We start from the raw sequence: 20,875 nt of genomic DNA, 5'->3' as shown, positions 1-20,875 counted from the left end.
CGTCGGCTCTTGGCCCTGCCTGTCGGCAACAGGTTGCTGAGTGTTCCCGAACTACCCCAAGTGCCTCCACAGGAACCCTAGCCAGATGGCGTCCATGTGTGCCCTTTGCCGGTTGTCGGCCGCGCCGCCATGCCCACCCTCGATGTTCTCGAAGTAGGACACTTCCTTGCCCGCCTCAGCGAGCGCGGCCATCATCTTGCGCGCATGGCCGGGGTGGACGCGGTCGTCGCGCGTCGAGGTGAGCAGCAGCGTCGGCGGGTAGCCACGCGCAGCGTCGATGAGGTGGTAAGGGGAGAAGGTCCGGATGAACTTCCAGTCCGATTCGACGTCGGGGTCGCCGTACTCCCCCATCCAGGACGCTCCCGCGAGGAGGTGGGTGTAGCGGCGCATGTCCAGCAGCGGAACCTGGATGACGACCGCGCCGAATAGCTCGGGGGTGCGCACCAGCATGTTGCCGGTCAGCAGGCCACCGTTACTGCCACCACGGATGGCGAGATGGGTCGGCGAGGTGATGCCGGTATCGATCAGGTCGCGGGCGACCGCCTCGAAGTCCTCGTAGGCGCGGTGCCGGTTTTCCCGAAGCGCCGCCTGGTGCCATCGGGGGCCATACTCCCCGCCGCCTCGGATGTTGGCGACCGCGTAGACCCCGCCCCGTTCGAGCCATCCCTTCCCTACTGCGGCGGCGTAGGCGGGGGTGAGCGAGATCTCGAAGCCGCCGTAGCCGTACAGCAGCGTCGGGTGGGACCCGTCGGGCTCCAGGTCGGCGGGCCCGATGAGGAAATAGGGCACCCGGGTCCCATCGTCGGAGGTGGCGAACCGCTGTCGGGCGCTGAGACCGGTAGCGTCGAATGCGGCGGGCTCGGCCTTGATGAGCTCCGGGGGATCGTCGCCCGAGAGGTCACTGAGGAGCAGCGACGTGGGCGTCAGGTAGTCGGTGACGACCAGCCAGATCTCGTCGGAGGTCTCGTCGTCGACCGCCCCTGCGTGCAGGGTGCCAAGTTCGGGGACGCCGTCCAGTGGTCTCGTCTGCCAGTCCCCGTCGACATGGGTGGCGACGGTGAGCGAGCTGACGACGTCGGTGAGGACGTTGAGCAGCATGTGGTTGCGGGTGAAGGTGACCTCTGCCAGCGCGGAGGTCTCCGTCGGGGTGAACAGGACGGCGAGGTCGCGCCCGCCTGCGAGGAAGTCGTCGAGGTCGGTCACCAACAGCGAGCCCGCCGGATGTGTCTGGTCGCCGACGCTCCACTCATCGCGCAGTTCGACGACCAACCACTCGCGGTGGACGTGTTTGACGGCCGAGTCCGGCACGTCGACGCGGACGAGGCGGTCGGCGGCGTCGCCGATGTAGAGGACGGCGTCACGGCTGTCGAGGTAATGGACCAGCAGGTCGCGGATGAAACCCGGCGTCCGGTCGCGGCCGGCGAAGATGCCATAACCGGCGTTGTCTTCCGGCCCTTCGAAGACCACGGTCGCCTCGCTCATCGGGGTGCCGCGGCGCCAGATCCGGGCCGTTCGGGCATAGCCGGCCCGGTTGACGGTGCCGGGCCCGAGGTCGGCGACCAGGAACACCGAGTCCTGATCCCGCCAGGTGAGGCTGCCCTTCGACTCGGGCCGGACGAATCCATCCTCAACGAACGCGCAGGCCTCGACGTCGAACTCGCGGGTGACGTCGGCGTCGGCACCTCCCCGGGAAAGCGCGACCAGCACCCGCGGCGCCTCTGGCCGCAGGAACTCCGCTCCGTGCCAGACCCAGTTCTCACCCTCGGCCTCGTTGAGCGCATCCAGGTCGAGCACGGTTTGCCAGGTGGGCTCCGCCAGACGGTACTCGTCGAGGGTCGTGCGCCGCCAAATGCCCCGCGGATGGTCGGCGTCACGCCAGAAGTTGTAGTACCACTTGCCGTGCTTTCCGATCATGGGAAGCTGCCGGTCGGAGTCGTAGATGGCCAATAGCTCGGCCTCCAGCCGGGCGAACTCCACGGTGTCGGCGAGTTGGGCCTCGGATTCGGCGTTCCGGGCCCGGACCCAGTCGAGCGCCGCCTCACCCTCGACGTCCTCGAGCCAGAGATATTCGTCGCGTTCGTCCATCGCGCCAGCCTATCCGTGCCCCGTTAGGGTGGGTGTCATGCACTTCATCGTCGTGAAATTCCAGGTAAAGCCCGAGTTCGCCGACACGTTTCCGGAGAGCACGGCCGAGTTCACAGCGGCCACCCGCGCAGAGCCGGGGAACCTCTGGTTCGACTGGTCCCGCAGCATCGAGGACCCCACCGAATATGTCCTGGTCGAGGCCTTCGCCGATGACGGCGCCGCAGGGGCGCACGTCAGCTCGGAACACTTCGCCGCCGGGCTCGACACCATGCGCCCGCTGCTCGTCGCAACCCCGAAGATCGTCTCCCGCAAGGTTGACGGCGTCGGCTGGGATGAGATGGGAGAGCTCAAGATCGGCTGATCTCCGCCTCAGCGCGCGCCCAGAACCTCCCGCTCCAGCCGCGCATAGCTCGTCTCCATGCCATCGGCCATGCCAGTGCCGAGGATCAGCTCGCGGGTCGAAGCATCGGGATAGGTGCAAACCAGGCTCAGGAGGGTCCCGACCTCCAGGGGGGTCAGCGTCAACTCATTGACGACGGCCGGGCCCTCCATGCCGATCATCGCCTCGGTGGTCACGGCCCGCACCGGCGCCAGCGACTCCAGCAGCAGCCCGGTGAAACCGAACCGTTCACCGGAGTCCTGGTTCTCCCACTCGTAGCGGTAGCTCTCCCCCACCGCCGTGGCCACCTCGCACACGGGCATGGTCCACCCGTCTGGGCCGAGCATCCAGCGGCGCAGGAGTTCAGGCTCGTGGTGCGCCCTCCAGACCTGCTGCACGGTGCCGCGGATGATGCGCGTGATCCTGGCCTGGGTGTCGCCGAGCAGGGCGACCTCGGTGCCGTTGCCCGCCGCGAACGAGGCCAGGTCGGCCAGCACGTCGTCGATCTGGCCCATGGCGGCCCGCATGCCCTCGACCATGCCCATCCCGACGAGCTTCTCCAGCTCCTCCAGCGATGCGAAGTGGCTGGTCGTGACCATCCGGGACCCGCCGTCGGTTGGTTCGAAGGCGAACTCCATCCGGATGGTCGGCATCGCGTGATTCGGGTTGCCTTCCTCATCGGCGAAACCGTCGAGGACCTCGAACCCCACGCATTCGTCGACGGCCAGGAACTCCCAGTAGCCGCAGGACTTCTCGCCCTCGGGCCCGTGCATCGCATAGTTGGACCGGCCACCGACGGCGACATCGTGGCGAGTGAAGGTCGCCGGCCAGCCAGGCGGACCCCAGAAGCGCTCGATCTGGCGTGGGTCGACATATGCGTCCCAGAGGCGACGCACAGGCACCGCGAAATCTGCGACGACGGTGAGCGTCAGGGCTTCGGGGTCCTGGGTGACGGAGGTGATGGGCATGGTGTTTCCTTACCTGTTGTCCTCGGCGAGCAGGTCGTCGAGCCGGGTGATGCGGCCGACCCACAGCCGCGCGAAGTGGTCGAGCAGGTGCTGGGCCTTGCGGATGGTCTCGGGGTTGGCCCGGACCCTCCGCTCACGGCCGGACGGGGTCTTCGTCACAAGACCAGCTCCTTCCAGAACCGAGACGTGCTTCTGCACGGCCGCGAAGCTCATGTCGTAGTCGGCGGCCAGGTTTGAGACGCTCACCTCTCCCGCCAGGGTGCGACGGAGGATGTCGCGCCTCGTCGCGTCGGCGAGCGCCCGGAAGATCCGGTCGACCTCGTCGTCGGTGATGCCTGTCAGAGAACCAGTATCTACAACCATTTGGTTGTAGATTAGAGGAGGCTCGGCTTCGCGTCAACCCCCATGCGCGATATGGGTCCGTCAACGACGGATTGTGCCGTCGAACGTGCCACTTGTGCAGGCTCCCCCGAGTTGCGGGCCCGTCCATGGTCGACTTGTATTCATCACCGCTGCGGCAACGCGGCCAACTTGCACATCACTGGAGATGCTCGATGATCGAGAACTGGACCCTGTTGGAGAAGGCCGCTCTGCTCAGCGGCAAGAATGTCTGGGAGTCACGCGACCTTCCGCGACGCGGGGTAGCGTCCTTCTTCATGGCGGACGGTCCGCACGGCATCCGCAAGCAGCTGGGCGCCGGCGATCACCTGGGGCTCAACGCGTCGGTGAAAGCAACCTGCTTCCCGACCTCGGCCACCATCGCGTGCAGCTGGGACGTGGAACTGGCCGATGAGGTGGGCCACGCCCTCGGCCGGGAGGCGCGGGCTCTGGACGTCGACGTCCTTCTCGGCCCCGGCCTCAACTTGAAGCGCAGCCCGCTGGGCGGCCGAAACTTCGAGTACTTCTCCGAGGATCCGTACCAGAGCGGAAAGCTGGCCGCCGCGTTTGTACGCGGCATCCAGGCTGAGGGGGTGGCGGCGACACCGAAGCACTTCGCCGCAAACAGCCAGGAGCTCAGGCGCATGGCATCCGACTCCGTCGTCGACGAGCGGACGCTTCGCGAGCTTTACCTGACCGCGTTCGAGATCGTCGTAAGAGAGGCCTCACCAAAGGCCCTGATGACTTCGTACAACATGGTCAATGGCACGTACGCACACGAGAATCGCCACCTGCTCACCGAGATCCTGCGTGACGATTGGGGTTTCGACGGCGTGGTGATCAGCGACTGGGGCGGTAGCAACGACGCTGCATCCGCCATCGCAGCGGGCGCAAACCTGGAGATGCCGGCCCCCGGGCTCGACTCGGTGCGCCAGTTGGTCGACGCGGTGCAGCAGGGACGGCTCGACGAGGCTGCCCTGACGCAGCGCGCGGCTGAGGTGGTTCGACTGGCTCTTGAAGCACGTTCCAACCCCAAGCCACAGATCGACTTCGATGCCCACCATGCGCTCGCCCGCAAGGCCGCTGAGCAGGCCATGGTCCTGCTGCGGAACGAAGACGACTTCCTACCGTTGGCCCCCGGCGCCAAGGTGGCCCTGATCGGCGATATGGCCGCCACCCCCCGCTACCAGGGGGCCGGCTCATCCGCGGTGAACCCGACGCGCGTCAGCAACGCCAAGGATGTCATTGAGGCCAGCGGAATCGATCTGGTCGGGTATGCACAGGGCTACCGGCGCCACAGCGAGACCGACGAGGCCCTGCAGCGCGAGGCTGTCGCTCTGGCCCGCAAGTCCGATGTCATCGTCTTGTATCTGGGCCTCGACGAGGTCAGCGAGTCCGAGGGGGTCGACCGCCGTCACATCTTCCTGCCGGAGGCACAACTCTCACTGGTGCGGGCACTGGCGGCGGTCAACCAGAACATCGCGGTGGTCCTGAGTGCCGGCTCGGTCGTCGACATGGAATGGGCGGACCAGACGCGCGCCATCCTGCACGGCTACCTGTCGGGTCAGGCCGGCGCCGAGGCCGCCGTCCGGGTCCTGACCGGTGAGGTCAACCCCTCCGGGAAGTTGGCCGAGACGCACCCGATGGCCTTGACCGACACTGCCACCTTCGGACGCTTCCCCGCCGACGGTCGGCCGAGCATCTACCGGGAGGGCCTGTTCATCGGCTACCGGTACTCGGACGCGAGCAGGCGAGGCGTCAGGTATCCGTTCGGCTTCGGTCTCAGCTATACGACGTTCAGCTACTCAGATCTTCAGCTCTCCGACGAGGGCGCCGAGTTCACCATCACCAACACCGGCACCGTCGCAGGCGCCGAGATCGCGCAGTTGTACGTGTCGACCCCGGGCAGCGCGATCGTCCGTCCCGAGAAGGAGCTGAAGGGTTTCGCGAAGGTCCACCTCGAGCCCGGCGAGTCTCGCCGGGTCGAGATCGCATTCGACCGCTACACCTGGCGGCATTTCGATGCTGAGACCGGCAGTTGGATCACCGAAGCGGGAACGCGTCAGGTGATCATCGCCGCCAGCGCACAGGACCTGCGGCTCTCCGGCGAGCTGAACGTGGCCGGGGAGAGCATCTCCGCGACGGTCGATCCCGATCAGCTACGTTCTGCGATGCTGCGTGGACTGACGGACGCCGAATTCAGCGACTGGCTCGGCGTCACTGTCCCCCAGGACGCGCTCCCTGCAGAACTGGACCGCAACGATCCACTCGGCGATCTGCGCCACGCCAAGAGCCCGCTGGGGCGCGTCGCCCACTGGGTGCTTGATCTGATGCGTCGCCGCAGCGAGGCCAAGGGCGAACCCGACCTGAACATCGCCTTCCTCTACAACATGCCGTTTCGCGCCATCGGCAAGATGACGGGCGGCACTATCAACGACGAGATGGTCGACGGGATCGTCACGTTGGCCAACGGCCACCACCTCCGCGGACTGCGGATGGTGCTCGGCGGCTTCCGCCGCAACCGCCGCACCGTCAAGAACCTCACCCGCCAACTCGAAGGCCAACACTGATGACCACAGAAAGCAAACCCACAATGCTCACCCGAATCCGCACCCTCTGGGGTAGCTTCAGCGAACGCCACCCGGAACTGTCGCGGTTCCTCATGTTCTTCATCGTGAGCAACGGTGTGACGGTGCTGCAGATCGTGATCATGCCGGTCTTCCGCGCCATCTTCGCCAACACCGCCCTGATCGACACCAACTTCCAGGTGTGGCCCATCGGTTCCAACGTCGACGGGTCGCAGTACTTCATCTTCGACTACGCCGCGGGTGCGCTCCCAGAGGGCGGCGGGGGTCTCGCCTACTTCCTCGCGGTGCAGCTGGCGATCCTGATCGCCCAGGTGATCAACTTCTTCGCGCAGCGCAACATCACCTTCAAGTCAAACTCCAGCATCGGGCGAGCCGCCTTCTGGTACCTGATCGCCTACGTCGTCATCACCCTGGTCGCGGCGGCCGCCCAAGGCTTCTACAAGGCCCCCGTCTACGCCTTCTTCATGGACACGCTCGGATGGGGCAGGACCGGAGAGACCGTCGCCGACGTCTGCACCATGATCATCAACGCGATCATCTCCTTCTGGGTCTTCTACCCGATTTTGAAGGTCATCTTCCGCGAAGATCCGGTAGCGTCTACTGAGGATTCGCAAGACGGCGAGAAGGCATGAAGGGCGTTGCCAAGTGAAGACCCTGACTTTGGTGGTTCCGAGCTACAACTCTGAGGACTACCTGAGGCGCTGCCTGGATTCCATGCTGCCGCTCGACGACGACCTGGAGGTGATCGTCGTCGACGACGGCTCCAAGGATGCGACGGCCAAGATCGCGGGCGACTACGCGGACAGGCACCCGGGCCTCCGTGTGGTCAGCAAGCCCAATGGGGGGCACGGCTCGGCCGTCAACGCGGGGCTGGATGCGGCCACCGGCAACTACTTCAAGGTGATCGACAGCGACGACTGGGTGGACCGGAGTGCGCTGGCCGCACTCCTGGAAACCCTTCGGGGGCAGCAGCGCCTCGACCTGGTCGTGACCAACTTCGTCTATGAGAAAGAAGGCAAACGCCGACGCCACGCCATGCGCTACCGCACGACGCTACCGGTCGGGCGCGAGTTCGGCTGGCAGGATGTTGGTCGGTTCCGCGCGGATCAGGGGTTGTTGATGCACGCGCTCACCTACCGCACCGAGGTGCTGCGTGAGTCGGGTCTACGGCTCCCGGAACACACGTTCTATGTCGACAACCTGTACGCGTTTGTCCCGCTTCCCTACGTGACCCGGATGCGGTACCTGGATGTCGACCTGTACCGATACCACATCGGTCGTCTCGATCAGTCGGTCAACGAGGCCGTGATGCTCGGCAGGCTCGACCAGCAACTCAAGGTCAACCACCTCATGATCCAGGCCCTCCCACCCAGTGGGACCACGCCGGAGGCCCTGCACCGCTACCAGGTGCACTACCTGGGGCTGGTGTGCGCCATCTCGTCGATCATGTTGATCCGGGCCGGGGAACCCGAGCACCTGCGCCTCAAGCGCGACCTCTGGCAAGAACTGCGATTCACGCACGCCTCGGCCCATCATCAACTTCGACGCAGTAGCATCGGCCGGCTGGTGAACCTGCCCGGTCGGGCGGGGCGCAGGGTCTCGGTGGCCGCCTACCGGATGGCGAGGCTCGCGATCGGGTTCAACTGACCGGCATCAGCACCGTCAGGCCGAACCAGTTGCCCTCATGGGTCACCGTCGCCTTCCCCCCGTATTTCTCGGCGGCGTTCCGGATGCTCTTGAGGCCCAACCCGTGGCCATCGCCCGCTTTGCGGGTCGCGATCTGGCCATCGGCGTAGCGGAGTTCGCCGTCGAAGTAGTTCTCGAACCGCAACACCACGAACCCACCCTGATCATGGATGGCGACCCGGATCAGCCACTGCTCCTTATCCGGCAACCTCATGACCGATTCGATCGCATTGTCGAGCGCATTGCCTGCGATGTTGGCCAGGTCCATGGTCTCGACAAAACCAAGCGACCTGCCATCGGCGACGCAGGTGAAGTTGATGCCCCTTGTCTGGCAGTAGCGCGCCTTCGAAGTGAGGATGGCGTCAAGCACCGGGTTGCCCGTGTCGAAGGCCGCTCCGAACTGGTTCAACGACTCCTCCAGCGCGTCGAGGTGGGAGTCTCGACGCGCTGGATCAAGTTCGGCACGGATCACCGTCAACTGGTGTTTGAGGTCGTGCGATGCCCGGCTGACCTGCTCAATGTCGCGCTTCGCGGCCAGATACTGATCGTGCTGCGTCCGCAGCATGGCATCCATGGCTGCCAATTCGAGATCCGCCCGCTGCGTGCGCAACTGCTCGTGCTGCGCGTACAGGGCGATGTAACCGGCGAGGTCGACGAGCGTGCGGATGTAGAAGACCTGCATCGAGACGGTCCCACTGAACGGCGTGTTCGGGGTCAGAAAGCTGAGGTTGCTGAGCGAGAAGGTGATCGCCACCATCGCGAACGCGATGCTCAACGTCCGCCAGCCGATCGCAGGGGGCGCCCCGTCGAAGTGTCGGCGCTCGAGTAGGTATGCGCCGCCGAAGACGATGCAGTAGGCCACGACCAGAGTCGCGACGGCGGGTGGAGACGAGACCCCCGGCGTCGGATGGAAATAGTAGGAGTGGAGTTGCCACTCCAGCGATGCGACCAGTTCGGCCAGCACGAAGGCACGGGCCGTCACATAGGCGACGTCACGTGGCCCGAGCTTTGCCACCCCGGCGATGAAGGCCCCCATACCGAGGGCGGCCAAGGCCATCCCCGGCATCCAGAACTGCAGCGGCAGCGCGCCGGCCAGGAGCTGGATGACGGTGAGGGTCACGAACCCAGCGGCAAACAGGGCAGCCGTGCCGAAGGGTCCGAACCGTCGGGGAAGCGCCAGCAGGTAGACAACGCAGGCCAGCCATTCCGCCAGCCCGGTCACCGCCCGAGGGATGTCAGGCAGAACGTCTGTCACTTGGGGTTCTGCCCGTAGTAGTGGGTCAAGGCCTCAAGGAAGGCCTTCTTCCTTGAACGGCTGACCGGCAGGTGGATTCCGTCGACGTGGCGCGACTCGCTCTGGCCGAAGCCCTCGACGTGACGGAGGTTGACCAGGAGGTAGCTGTTGGACCGGAAGAAGCCCTTCGGCTCAAGCTTGACGGCCAACTCCTTCAGCGTTCCTGTCATCATCAGGTCGGCGTCCCGGGTGTGGAACACGAGCCGGTGCTTGTCGCTTTCCACGTAGACGACCTCCGCCAGTGCCAGCCGGATCAGTTCCCCGTCAACCGGCAGAACCATGTACTCGTCCCGCGACCGCACGAGCCGTTCCAGCGAGCGCTTGAGTTCCTGCGAGAACGCGAAGTAGGGCACCGGCTTGAGCAGGTAGCTCAGGGCATCCACTTCGTATCCATTGATGGCGAACTGGGCCATGTTCGTGACGAAGATCAAAATGACCAACGGATCGATCTCCCGGATCAGCCGGGCCGTGGCGAACCCGTCCAAGTTCGCCATCTGGACGTCCAGGAAGATGATGTCGAAGCGCGGTACGTAGGCGGCGGTCAATTCCGAGCCGTCGGCGAACTCCTCCACCATGACCTCGGTCGCGTTCTCGGCCGAATAGCGTGCGAGGTAGGACCTCAGCAGGCCCCTGCTCTCCTGCTGGTCGTCAACGATGCCGATCCGAAACATTGCCCCTCCGTAGCGGAACCCTATCGGCACGGCCGAAGGCTCATGCGAACCATCCCCGTATTACGTTGTCGAACCGGCTGAGCGCGGATCCGATGGCCATGTGCATGTCGAGGTACTGGTAGGTACCGAGGCGTCCGCCGAACAGCACACGGCTCTCCTTGTCGGCCGCTTCCCGATAGCGGTCAAGCATCTGCCGGTCGCCGGGTGTGTTCACGGGGTAGTAGGCCTCGTCGTCGGCACCGGCGAAGCGCGAGAACTCCCGCGCGATGAGCGTGCAGTCGTTTCGATGCCGACGTTCCGGGTGGAAGTGTTTGAACTCCAGCACCCGCGTATGCGCTACATCCTCGTCGCAGTAGTTGATCACCGCCGTGCCTTGATGGTCGTCGACCGGCAGGACCTGCCGTTCGAACTCCACCGTCCGCCATCCGAGTCGACCGAATCGGTGATCGAAGTACCGGTCGATCGGGCCGGTGTAGACGACAGGTACCTGCCCCACGGCCGCAGACCGGCTGAGGGGCTGGTTCGGATCGAGGAAGTCGACGCCCAGATGCACGTCGATCAGGGGATGGGTCGCCATGCGTTCGAGCCAGGCTCCGTAGCCTTGCGTTGGCATCCCCTGATGCGTGTCGTTGAAGTACCGGTTGTCGTAGGTGTAGCGCACCGGAAGCCGGGTGATGATCTCGGCGGGCAGCTGGCGGGGGTCGGTCTGCCATTGTTTTGCGGTGTAGCCCCGGATGAAGGCCTCGTAGAGGGGTCGGCCGATCAGAGAGATGGCCTTGTCCTCGAGGTTGCCCGGGTTCGCGTCCGAGCCCAGATCGGCCTGGGCTTCGATCATGGCCCGTGCCTCGCCCGGCCCAAGCGAGGTGTGGAAGAACTGGTTGATCGTGGCGAGGTTGATGGGCAGCGGGTAAACCTCGCCGCGGTGCCTGGCGTACACGTGGTGTGTGTAGTCGGTGAAACTCGTGAACCGGTTGACGTAGCCCCACACCTTCTCGTTGGAGGTGTGGAAGATGTGCGCGCCGTAGCGGTGCTCCTCGATTCCGGTGTCGCGGTCGATGCTGCTCCAGGCGTTACCCCCGACGTGCTGACGGGACTCGACTACTCCCACCCTCAGACCGAGCTCCGCCGCGGCCCGTTCCGCGATGGTCAATCCGAACAATCCGGAGCCCACAACCAGCAGATCCACGACGACTCGTCCTCTCATTCCGGGTCATGGATACGGTACAGGTCCGTGACGCCAAGGTGGGGCGCCGCTTGCGCGACGCCCCATCTCTTGGAAGGAGGCTTCTACTCAGCCTGAGCGACCGTTTGATCGGCGGCTTCGGCACGCCTGCGCTGGAAGCGCCGGATGGTCACGACCTCAAGTGCGATCACGCCAAGCCCCAACACCGCCAGGGCGCTCCAGGCGATGTACTCCCACGTCGCCGGTGTCGACTCCGGCTGGCCATCGGCGTAGATCCAGGAGTTCGCGACGGTGAACAGGATGTTCTTCGACGCCTGCCGCGCGGCGATCACCGACGTGGCCGAGTCGTCCTGGAGGTGGTTGACGCCCATGTCGACGGTGGCCAGCATCAGGTCGCCACCGGCCCGGATGATCTGGTCGGCGTTCTGGTAGCCGTACCCACCGAAGTAGTCGGTGAGAACCATTCCGCGGAATCCCCACTCGTCTCGGAGTACGGTGTTCAACAGTTCCGGTGTCGCGCCAGCATAGACGGGGCCGACGTAGTTGAACGCGCTCATGACGGCCTGGGCGCCGCCGTCCTTGACGGCGATCTCAAACGGGCGGAGGTAGATCTCGCGGATGGCCTGCTCATCAGACCAGGTGGTTAGCATGTTGGTGCGGTTGGTCTCCTGATCGTTCAATGCGAAGTGCTTGATGAACGCGTAGACACCCAGTTCCCTCGCGCCGACGACTTCCTGAGCGGCCTGGTTGCCGGAAAGCACCGGGTCCTCGGAGAAGTACTCGAAGTTTCGGCCAGCGTAGGCGCTGCGGTGGATGTTCATCGCGGGGGCGTACCAGCCAGCAACCTCCATGTCGTGGGCCATCTCGCCGATGACCGTGCCGAAGTGGTGTGCCAGGTCCTTGTTGAAGGACGCTGCCACCGCGACGCTCACTGGCAACCCGATCGAGCCGACGCCGGTGAAGTTGTTGTTCAGTGCAGCCGGACCGTCGACGTCAACCGTCAGGATCTTCCCGACGGAGTTCACCGCGGTGGTCTTGTAGCCGCCGTTGGCGATGAGGTTGTCCATCTCCTGGAAGGTCATCTGGTCGAGCAGGTCGTCCCAGCGCGGGTCGTCATAGTCGGCGTCGGCGAGGTCCCCCAGCACCAGGCCGTTGTCGGCGCCGGTTGTGGGCATCTCGTCGGAGTCGTTGTTGAACTCGGTCGGATCGAAGGTGTCGTTGGCGACGAACTGCGCCTTCAACGTATCCGACATCTCGAAGGAGGTCGGTGCCGCGAGCGCCTGCTCGCGGTTGGCGAAGCCGTCTGCACGTGACAGGTAGGTGATGTCCTCACCCAGAGCAGCTCCGAACTGGTTGGTCGCCACGATCTGGTCGCCGCCGTGCGTGTTGTCCGCACTGTCGTAGGTCACGGTGTCGGCCACGCTGATCGTTTCGGTGTCGATGACTGTGTGGGAATCGGAGCGCAGCGAGATGTCATAGTCGCCGGCTTCCAGGACGTAGGCCTCGGCGTCCTGTGCGTCATAGGAGGCCAGTTCCTCGTCGCTGAACTCGAAGCTCAGGGTCTGGGACGCTCCGGGCTCGAGGATCTCCGTCTTGGCGTAGTCGACCATGTTGACCGCTGCCTTCTCGATGCCACCGTTGGTATACGGCGGGGTGAAGTAGACCTGGGCCACATCCTTGCCCGCAACGTCGCCCGTGTTGGTCACCACGACGTCGAACGAGACGGTGCCGTCGGCGTAGCTGACCTGCCCCATTTCCTGCGCGAAGGAGGTGTAGGACAATCCGTAGCCGAACGGGTAGAGCACCGCGGCGTCGTAGTCGACGACCCCTTCAGCCGCCGCGGTCTCCCAATAGCGGTATCCGACGTAGATGCCCTCCACGTAGTTGACGAAGGCCGGAACGGTCTCCAGGTCCGTCCCGAAGGGGGACAGCTGCTTGAACTCGTCCATGTTGGTGTAGTTGAAGGAGCCGAAGTTGTTCGACGTCGCCGTCGCGCTGAGGTCGCGGACGAAGGTGTCGGGCGTCTTGGCCGAGGGGTTGACGTCACCGACGATGATCCGCCCGAGCGCATCGAAGCCCACCTGGCCTGGAGGGAGCGCCCAGATGATGGCGTCCACGTCTGGGTCGTCGGCCAGGTCACCGAGTTCCATCGCGTTGGCGCCGTTGTAGACGACGACGACGGTGTCGGAGTTCTGCTTGGCCAGGTCGAGCATGTCCTTCTCGGAGCGGGTCAGCTCCAGCAGCCCTTCGCCGTCGGCGAAGTCGTTGTACTCGGTGGAGTTCTCCGTGAAGCTGAACTGCCCGGTGTCGGCCACCTCACCGTTGACGTCCTGCGGCAGGTCGAAGCCTTCACCGCCGGTGCGTGCGATCGTGACCACCGAGGTGTCGGAGTAGTCACGCACCCCGGTGAGGAGTTCCTCCGGGTAGGTGCTTGCCGGCGGCTCCGGCAGTGTCCAGTCTGCGGCGAACATGCCGACCTCGGGACGGTCGGCCCGGTAGTCGGTGTAGAACTGCGAAAGCTCGTCATTCGTCTCCAGCCCTGCGTGGTGCAGTCCGTCGAGCAGCGAGGTCAGTTCACTGTCTGCCGAGAGCGAGCCAGAACCGGTGCCGCCGTAGACGGGGTTCGTCGAACCCCAACCGAACACGTTCAGCTTGGTGGTGGCCGCCAGCGGCAAGGTGCCTGCCTCGTTCTTCAGGAGCACCATGCCTTCGTCGGCGACCTGTTGGCCGAGTTCGGTGGCCGCGTCGGCGCATTCCTGGCTGAGAACGCCGGCACCCGAGGCCAGGTCGAGCATGTTACGCAGCCCGCCGTAGAGCATCGTGGTGACCGCGATCGCGGCTACCAGCAGCGCTGCGATCCAGGTTTGAGCGCGGAAGAACTTCCGTGTGGGCCGTGGGCGCTTCCGCACCGCGATGGTGGCGATAATCGCCAGCAGCAGCACCACCCCGATCGTGATCAGCTGCGGCAAGACCGAGTTGACCACTGCCACCACGTCCGCCATGTTGATGTCTAGCATCGACCAAGTACCTCTCTGTACAGAACCAGTGCACACACCGCGGGATCTCACCCGCGGCGCCGGAGTTGGACCGTCTTTGACTTTCAAGCCGATCGCTCCAGTGCGTTGACCGGACATCCACCGGGCTCACTCCCGCATCCAGTCGTTTATCTGGATTCAGTCCACCAGCGGAAGGGGGCGGGGCAACGCCTGGGAGGCATGATCGGTGCGTTTGGTTCCATAATCGGACGGGCCGGCTAGCCTTCGGGCCGCAGCACGGCGAATGGGTCGGTCACGATCAGGCTCGCCTCGGCGAACCGGAACCTCCGGGCCGGGCGCCCTCCCCGGGTACCGGCCCTGCTCAGCTCGCCGGTGGGCACCAACTGCCCTCGCCGGGTGAGCACCCTCTGCAGGTTGGTCGGGGCGACATCGTGGCCGAGCGCCGCGACGTAGACCTCGCGCAACTCGGCGATGGTGAACTCGGTCGGCATCAGCGCGAAGCCGAGATTCGTGTAGCTGAGCTTGGCCCGTAGCCGCTCCACCGCCTCGGCCACGACGATGCCGTGGTCGAAGGCCAACGCGGGGAGGGCGTCGACCGGCTCCCAGCGGGCCCGTTCGGGCAGTGCCGGGTCACTTGAGGTGGGCACGAGCCCCAGGTAGCTCGTCGCGATGGTGCGCTGGGCCGGGTCCCTGCCAGGGTCGGAGCGGGTGCCGAGCTGCTCCAGGTGTGTCACCCCTGAGACATCGACCTTGGCCGCCAGGTGCCGCAGGACTGCGGCGTCGAGCGCCTCTCCGGTCTCGACGGCTCCGCTGGGCAACGCGAACAGCCCGGCGAACGGCTCGTCACGGCGACGCGACAGCAGCACGGTCAGCCGCTCGACGTCGTCGACGCGACGCACCTGAAGGACCGCGGCGATGGCCTCATGCCGGTAGAGCGCGACCCCGTCGGCGTCCCGGATTTGGTCTCTCGTCATGCCTGAATGTTACCCTTGACCAAGTTTCCGCCTGAGAGGCGATAACCGCGAGGAGCGATAGATGACCGTCATGCAGGACTCGGCCCTGTGGGGCCCTACCGACATCGCAGAGTGGCAGACGCGCGTCCACGCGCTCGCCGTCGAGCGCGACGCCGTGATCCTGGCGCACAACTACCAGGCGCCGATCATCCAGGACGTCGCGCACCACGTCGGCGACTCCCTGGCACTGTCTCGGATCGCCGCATCGTCGGGCGCCTCCACGATCGTCTTCGCGGGGGTCCACTTCATGGCCGAGACGGCCAAGATCCTCTCCCCCGAGAAGCGCGTGCTGATTCCCGATCAGGCCGCTGGATGCTCGCTCGCCGACACCATCGACGCCGGGCAGCTTCTCGAGTGGAAGCGCCAGTTCCCTGAAGCCGTCGTCGTCAGTTATGTCAACACGACCGCCGAGGTCAAGGCGCTCACCGACATCTGCTGCACCAGCAGCAACGCGGTCGAGGTGGTGCGTTCCATCCCCGAGGACCGCGAGATCCTGTTCCTGCCCGACCAGTTCCTCGGCGCGCACGTGCGTCGTGTCACTGGCCGCAAGAACATCCAGGTGTGGCTGGGTGAGTGCCACGTGCACGCCGACATCTCGCCGTCCAATCTGATCGACGCCGTCGGCGCCAACCCTGACGCAGACCTGTACGTGCACCCCGAATGCGGCTGCACCACGAGCGCGCTGTGGCTGGCAGGCAGCGGGCAGTTGCCCGAAGAGCGAACCCACATCCTGTCGACCGGCGGGATGTTGGAGGCCGCGAGGCGGGAGATGTCATCGAAGGTGCTGGTCGCCACCGAGATCGGCATGTTGCACCAGCTGCGGCGGGCCAACCCGTCGACCGTGTTCGAGGCCGTCAACCCGCGCGCGGCCTGCCCTTACATGAAGCTGACGACGCCGGAGAAGATCGAGGCCTGCCTCGGTGAGCCCGCGCTGACCAGCGAGTACGAGGTCGACGTGCCCCCGGACATCGCGGCCGCGGCACGCAAGGCGGTGGAGAAGATGGTGGCCATCGGCAACCCGGGCGGTGGGGAATGAGGCTCGTCACCGAGGCTCCCGTGGCCACCGGGCACACCGGGGTCGTCGTCGTCGGCACCGGGGCAGCCGGCCTGTCCGCGCTGCTTCACCTTGCCGCCGCGGGCGTCGACTGTGTGGCGGTTACCAGGGGTCGGGTCACCGATTCGGCCACCGACTGGGCGCAGGGTGGCCTGGCCGCCGTCTGGGACGACGCCGACACGCTTGAAGCCCATGTCGCCGACACCCTCACCGCTGGTGCGGGGCTTTGCGACGAAGCCGCCGTGCGCGACCTGGTCGCCTCCGCGCCGGGCGCGATCCGCCGTCTCATCGCACTGGGGGCACGCTTCGACCTCGCCCCGTCCGGGGAACTGGACCTGCATCTGGAGGGCGGGCACAGCGCCAGGCGCATCATCCACGCCGACGGCGACTCCTCCGGCGCGGAGGTGGAGCGCACGCTGTGGGAAGCGCTCCGAAGCGGGCTTGAAGGGTCGAACACGACTGTCCGAGAGGACACCCGGCTGGTCGACATCCTGACGGACGCCAATGGGCGTGCCTGCGGGGTGCGACTCCTGCACGCCGATGGGGCGATCTCCGACCTGTTGGCCGACGCCGTCGTGCTTGCCAGCGGCGGGATCGGGCAGTTGTGGCCCGTGACCAGCAACCCGACAGGAGCCACCGGAGACGGCCTCGCCGCGGCGCTGCGGGCAGGGGCCGTGGCCCGCGACGTCGAGTTCATGCAGTTCCACCCGACCGTGCTTGCCGACGACGCCGCCACCGAGCGCGGGGTGCTGATCAGCGAGGCCGTCCGTGGCGAGGGCGCCTTCCTCGTAGACGGTTTGGGCACCAGGATCATGGCGGGCCGACACCCTCTGGCCGACCTCGCGCCGCGCGACGTCGTGTCGGCCGCGATCATGGCGCACCTGGGCGAGACCGGGGAACCGTACGCCTTCCTGGATGCGACCGCATTCGGGGCGGCCGTCTGGGAGGAACGCTTCCCGGGCATCCTGAAGCTCTGCCGGGGGCGCGGCGTCGACCCGATCGGCTCCCCAATCCCTATCCACCCCGCGGCGCATTACTCGTGTGGTGGAGTCGCGGCCAGCCTCGACGGCCGCACCTCGGTACCTGGCCTGTTCGCCGTCGGCGAGGTGGCGGCAACCGGGGTGCAGGGCGCGAACCGACTGGCCTCGAACTCGTTGACGGAGGCCCTGGTCGCCGGTGACAGGGTCGGCCGGTTGCTTACCGAGGGACCGCTGCCGCGCCCGGGGCTGCCTGTTGATCGGCCCGCCACCGCGACCATCTCGAGCGGCGCCGTCGCTGGCCTCAAGCAGGCGATGCAGCGGCACGCGTTCGTTGAGCGGTCCGCCCACGGCCTGGGCCAGTTGTCGGCGCTCCTGGCGAGCCTGCCGGGCGGCGGCGAACCGATCGCGGACGAGACCCTCACGGCCACCAACCTCCACCTCTGCGCCGTCGCGCTCGCGGCAGCGGCCGCAGCCCGCACCGAGTCGCGGGGCTGCCACCGTCGCCTCGACCATCCCGAGAGCCACGTCGGCTGGGTGCGTCGGATCGCGGTCGGCCTCGACGCCTCCGGCAGCGTCTCACTGACCGACGCCGTTCCCACCCCCACCGAAAGGACCGCGGCATGACCGACCCCTTCGAAGCCGTCTCCACCGACGAGATGCGACGCCTCGTCACCCTGGCTCTCTACGAAGACCTGCGCCTCGGCCCCGACGTCACGACGGAGGCGACGGTCCCGGCCGACGCCGTCGGCACCGCGCTCGTCGTCGCCCGGGAGGCCGGGACGATCGCAGGGGTGCCGGTGGCGATTGAGGTGTTGCGGCAGGTCGCCGACTCCCGACGGGTAGAGGTGACGACGAAGGTGCTTGCCAAGGACGGGTCCCGGGTCTCCCCCGACGACGCCGTCCTCGAGATCTCGGGGCCGCTGCGGACGCTGCTGACGGCTGAGCGGACCCTGCTGAACTTCCTGGGGCAGCTGTCCGGGGTGGCGACGCAGACCGCGCTCTGGGCCGAGGCGATCTCCGGGACGGACGCGAGGGTGCGTGACTCCCGCAAGACGGTGCCAGGACTTAGGTCGCTACAGAAGTACGCCGTCGTCTGCGGCGGCGGGGTGAACCACCGCATGGCCCTTGGGGATGCCGCGTTGATCAAGGACAACCACGTCGCCGCGGCCGGCTCGGTCGCCGCCGCCTACCAGGCCGTCCGGCAGCACGCGCCCGAGGTCGCCGTCGAGGTCGAGTGCGACACGCTTGCCCAGGTCGCCGAGGCGATCTCGGTGGGCGCAGATCTGGTGCTGTTGGACAACTTCACGACGGCAGACACCGTCACCGCTGTCGGCCTCTGCCGCGCGGCGGGGGTCCGGACGGAGGCCAGTGGCGGGTTGACGTTGGACCGGGCTCGCGAGGTCGCCGAGACGGGGGTCGACTTCCTCGCCGTCGGCGCGTTGACGCACTCGGCGCCTGTCCTGGATCTGGGGTTGGATCTGTAGGGTCTCGGGGTCGCGTCACCAGGGAAAGGTCGCCGTCGCCAGCGATATGGCGCGACACCAGCGATACGATGCCGACACCAGCAATAGCGCGCGACACCAGCGATACGACGCCGACACCAGCAATAGCGCGCGACACCAGCGGTATACAGCAGGTGACCAGCAATACCGCTGGTAACCGTCGAACATCGCTGGTAACAACGCAAACCGCAGTGACCGCAACACCTCGACACCAGCGATACGACGTCGACACCAGCAGTATGGCGCGACACCAGCGGTATACAGCAGGTGACCAGCAATACCGCTGGTAACCGTCGAACACCGCTGGTAACAACACGAACCTCGGTCACGGCCAAGTCCGCGTCACCCGACGTGGCGTGCCTAGTCCTCTCTATACGTCGAGGCGACCCCATATGGCACCTGCCTCCACGTATAGAGAGATTTGTGCACACGTCGGACCCAAGGGCCGTGTTCTGACTGACGAGACGGCACCCCCGACAGACGAGCCCGCTCAGGATGCCCGGGGGAACCCCACGATATGTCGAAGGGCCAGACGCTTCAGACCGGCCAATGGCCGATCCGCCGCGGTACCGGCCCGGCGTACCACCTTAGGCAGTGGCCAATTCTCGCGCCCAGACGGACCAAAATCGACCACTGGTCACTTCTGACCCCTCTTGCCTGAAGAATCGGCCAACGCCCACACGTCGACGCCGCGCCCCTCGGCCGGATGGCAATGCAGTGGCCGATCCTGCCTCCCAGACGGAGCAGAATCGACCACTGGTCGATTCTCGGACAACGCCGACGGCGGAAGCCCGCCTACCGCTCACCAGACGCACGCCGTGACCAGAGCAGTGGCCGATCCTCGTGCCCAGACCGATCAGAATCGACCACTGGTCGATTTTCGGGGAAGGTGACCGGCCCGAGGGTTGAGGTCCTCCCAACTGTGCGCTGAGGGCTGACGTCGACAGCCGTTCCTGATAGGCGTTAACCTTCACCATGCCTACAGAGCAGAAGCGGAACCGGCGACCTTCAGCCGCGGACGTGGTGGATGTGTTCGTCTACGTAGTGGTCCTCAACCTGGCCGCTGAGTACCTACCGCTGGTGATCACCGAGACCTTCACCATGTCACTTCTGACGTCGGTGCTGCTGAAGGCCGTCCTGGAAGTCGTCGTCGCGATCAAGGACCGCATCAAGGTCAGGATGAAGGCTTCCACCACGGCCTTCGGCAAGGTGACCTCAGCCTTGTTGCTGTGGCTTACGCTGGTTGGAAGCAAGTTCGTGGTCCTGGAACTGGTCGCATTCTTCTTCGGGGAATCCGTCAAACTCGGCGGCTTCTGGTCGGTAACGGCCCTGATCCTCGTGTTGATGCTCGCCCGGGCCGGGGTCCGCCGACTGCTCGCTCAACCCGTAGAGCAGCAAACCTGACCCAGTCGATGCTGCACGCCCCAATTCGCGACGACGCCCTGGGAGGACCCAATGCCCACCACCCGACCCAGCAGCCTCGCCCTGACCTCTTTGGCGGCCGCGGCCCTGCTGCTACCGACGGCCTGCTCGACGCCGTCATCACCTGAGGTTTCCCCGACCGGCACATCGCCGAGCGTGACTGCCCCGATTGGCTCGCCGTCAGCAGAGAGCACACCGACAGCTACGACCGAAGGCACGCCGACCCCCACCGACGAAGCGTCGGCGACCGCCGTCCCCGAGGGTCCTCTCGACGCCACCCGCGCCATCGAGGCAGCTCTTGCGCATTCGCCCGGCGCCGTGGTGGAGATCGACGCCGAGCGGCGCGCCTGGGAGGTGACGGTGATTCGTGAGGACGGCACCGGGGTCGAACTGACGATCGACGCCCAGAGTGGCGAGGTGACGCGCACCCGCGACACCCGCCTGAGCTTGACCCAGTCGACCGCGCCTCAGATCAGCGCCACGGAGGCGATCGGGATCGCGTTGGGCAACACTCCTGGCGAGGTCATAGAGCTGGACCTGGACACGGAACGCGGCACGCTCGTGTGGGAGGTGCTGGTCCGCGCGGAGGCCGGGGGTCGCGTCGAGATCTACGTGGACGCCACCACCGGTGAGGTCCTGAAGGTGGAAGTCGACGACTGACTGCGTCCTGCCTCTC

17 protein-coding genes are annotated in these 20,875 nt (G+C 66.1%); 9 read left to right on the top strand and 8 right to left on the bottom strand.

What is annotated here, in order from left to right; all coding sequences use genetic code 11:
- Positions 1 to 51: 51 nt before the first annotated feature.
- Complete coding sequence (locus BUC15_RS00800) at positions 52 to 2,085, bottom strand: prolyl oligopeptidase family serine peptidase (protein ID WP_073185497.1); 2,034 nt, start codon at positions 2,083 to 2,085, stop codon at positions 52 to 54.
- Positions 2,086 to 2,122: 37 nt separating this feature from the next.
- Here BUC15_RS00800 and BUC15_RS00795 point away from each other — a divergent pair, with 37 nt between their 5' ends.
- Positions 2,123 to 2,446: a putative quinol monooxygenase gene (locus tag BUC15_RS00795; RefSeq protein WP_073185495.1), complete on the top strand. Its 324-nt coding sequence runs from the start codon at positions 2,123 to 2,125 to the stop codon at positions 2,444 to 2,446.
- Positions 2,447 to 2,454: 8 nt separating this feature from the next.
- On the opposite strand, the gene BUC15_RS00790 is transcribed toward BUC15_RS00795, so the two are convergent.
- On the bottom strand, positions 2,455 to 3,432 hold the full coding sequence (locus BUC15_RS00790; protein WP_073185493.1) for an SRPBCC family protein: 978 nt from the start codon (positions 3,430 to 3,432) through the stop codon (positions 2,455 to 2,457).
- A 9-nt stretch (positions 3,433 to 3,441) separates the two neighbouring features.
- The gene (locus BUC15_RS00785) at positions 3,442 to 3,795 is read right to left on the bottom strand and encodes an ArsR/SmtB family transcription factor (RefSeq protein WP_073185491.1); all 354 of its coding nucleotides are present in this window, start codon (positions 3,793 to 3,795) and stop codon (positions 3,442 to 3,444) included.
- 191 nt (positions 3,796 to 3,986) lie between these two features.
- On the opposite strand from BUC15_RS00785, the gene BUC15_RS00780 reads away from it, so the two are divergent.
- Genes BUC15_RS00780 through BUC15_RS00770 form a run of 3 tightly spaced genes read left to right on the top strand, consistent with a single transcriptional unit; the run spans position 3,987 to position 8,045 of the window.
- Positions 3,987 to 6,380: a glycoside hydrolase family 3 C-terminal domain-containing protein gene (locus tag BUC15_RS00780; protein WP_073185489.1), complete on the top strand. Its 2,394-nt coding sequence runs from the start codon at positions 3,987 to 3,989 to the stop codon at positions 6,378 to 6,380.
- Positions 6,380 to 7,030 carry a GtrA domain-containing protein gene (locus BUC15_RS00775; protein ID WP_217652064.1) on the top strand — a complete coding sequence of 217 codons (651 nt, stop codon included), beginning with the start codon at positions 6,380 to 6,382 and terminating at the stop codon, positions 7,028 to 7,030. The genes BUC15_RS00780 and BUC15_RS00775 overlap by 1 nt, the downstream gene beginning before the upstream one ends.
- A gap of 13 nt (positions 7,031 to 7,043) precedes the next feature.
- The gene (locus tag BUC15_RS00770) at positions 7,044 to 8,045 is read left to right on the top strand and encodes a glycosyltransferase family 2 protein (RefSeq protein ID WP_073185485.1); all 1,002 of its coding nucleotides are present in this window, start codon (positions 7,044 to 7,046) and stop codon (positions 8,043 to 8,045) included.
- Here the strand turns inward: BUC15_RS00770 and BUC15_RS00765 are convergent.
- From BUC15_RS00765 to BUC15_RS00745, 5 genes are all read right to left on the bottom strand, one after another.
- Complete coding sequence (locus tag BUC15_RS00765) at positions 8,038 to 9,339, bottom strand: sensor histidine kinase (protein WP_073185483.1); 1,302 nt, start codon at positions 9,337 to 9,339, stop codon at positions 8,038 to 8,040. The two genes, BUC15_RS00770 and BUC15_RS00765, sit on opposite strands and share 8 nt — an antisense overlap.
- Positions 9,336 to 10,079, bottom strand: coding sequence for a LytR/AlgR family response regulator transcription factor (locus tag BUC15_RS00760; protein WP_217652063.1), 744 nt, complete (start codon positions 10,077 to 10,079; stop codon positions 9,336 to 9,338). The genes BUC15_RS00765 and BUC15_RS00760 overlap by 4 nt, the downstream gene beginning before the upstream one ends.
- Positions 10,080 to 10,089: 10 nt before the next feature.
- On the bottom strand, positions 10,090 to 11,235 hold the full coding sequence (gene glf / locus BUC15_RS00755; RefSeq protein WP_425443319.1) for a UDP-galactopyranose mutase: 1,146 nt from the start codon (positions 11,233 to 11,235) through the stop codon (positions 10,090 to 10,092).
- Between the two features lie 101 nt (positions 11,236 to 11,336).
- Positions 11,337 to 14,249 (bottom strand): glycoside hydrolase family 3 protein, encoded by a 2,913-nt coding sequence (locus BUC15_RS00750; protein ID WP_073185477.1) that lies wholly within the window; start codon positions 14,247 to 14,249, stop codon positions 11,337 to 11,339.
- 236 nt (positions 14,250 to 14,485) lie between these two features.
- Positions 14,486 to 15,202 (bottom strand): NUDIX hydrolase, encoded by a 717-nt coding sequence (locus BUC15_RS00745; RefSeq protein WP_073185475.1) that lies wholly within the window; start codon positions 15,200 to 15,202, stop codon positions 14,486 to 14,488.
- 61 nt (positions 15,203 to 15,263) lie between these two features.
- On the opposite strand from BUC15_RS00745, the gene nadA reads away from it, so the two are divergent.
- The 5 genes from nadA (at position 15,264) to BUC15_RS00720 (ending at position 20,859) form a co-directional block, all read left to right on the top strand.
- Positions 15,264 to 16,277: a quinolinate synthase NadA gene (nadA, locus tag BUC15_RS00740; RefSeq protein WP_084189239.1), complete on the top strand. Its 1,014-nt coding sequence runs from the start codon at positions 15,264 to 15,266 to the stop codon at positions 16,275 to 16,277.
- Positions 16,274 to 17,899 carry an L-aspartate oxidase gene (nadB, locus tag BUC15_RS00735; RefSeq protein WP_073185473.1) on the top strand — a complete coding sequence of 542 codons (1,626 nt, stop codon included), beginning with the start codon at positions 16,274 to 16,276 and terminating at the stop codon, positions 17,897 to 17,899. Before nadA ends, nadB begins: the two co-directional genes overlap by 4 nt.
- On the top strand, positions 17,896 to 18,759 hold the full coding sequence (gene nadC / locus BUC15_RS00730; RefSeq protein WP_073185471.1) for a carboxylating nicotinate-nucleotide diphosphorylase: 864 nt from the start codon (positions 17,896 to 17,898) through the stop codon (positions 18,757 to 18,759). Before nadB ends, nadC begins: the two co-directional genes overlap by 4 nt.
- A gap of 993 nt (positions 18,760 to 19,752) precedes the next feature.
- A complete protein-coding gene (locus BUC15_RS00725; protein WP_073185469.1) occupies positions 19,753 to 20,181 on the top strand; it encodes a hypothetical protein in 429 nt (142 codons plus the stop codon).
- 51 nt (positions 20,182 to 20,232) lie between these two features.
- A complete protein-coding gene (locus tag BUC15_RS00720) occupies positions 20,233 to 20,859 on the top strand; it encodes a PepSY domain-containing protein (protein WP_073185466.1) in 627 nt (208 codons plus the stop codon).
- Positions 20,860 to 20,875 lie beyond the last annotated feature (16 nt).

The sequence above is a fragment of the Tessaracoccus bendigoensis DSM 12906 genome (assembly GCF_900141915.1).
GTDB classification, from domain to species: Bacteria; Actinomycetota; Actinomycetes; order Propionibacteriales; family Propionibacteriaceae; genus Arachnia; species Arachnia bendigoensis.
Note: the sequence above shows the minus strand (reverse complement) of the source record. Positions and strands in the feature narration are given on the sequence as shown.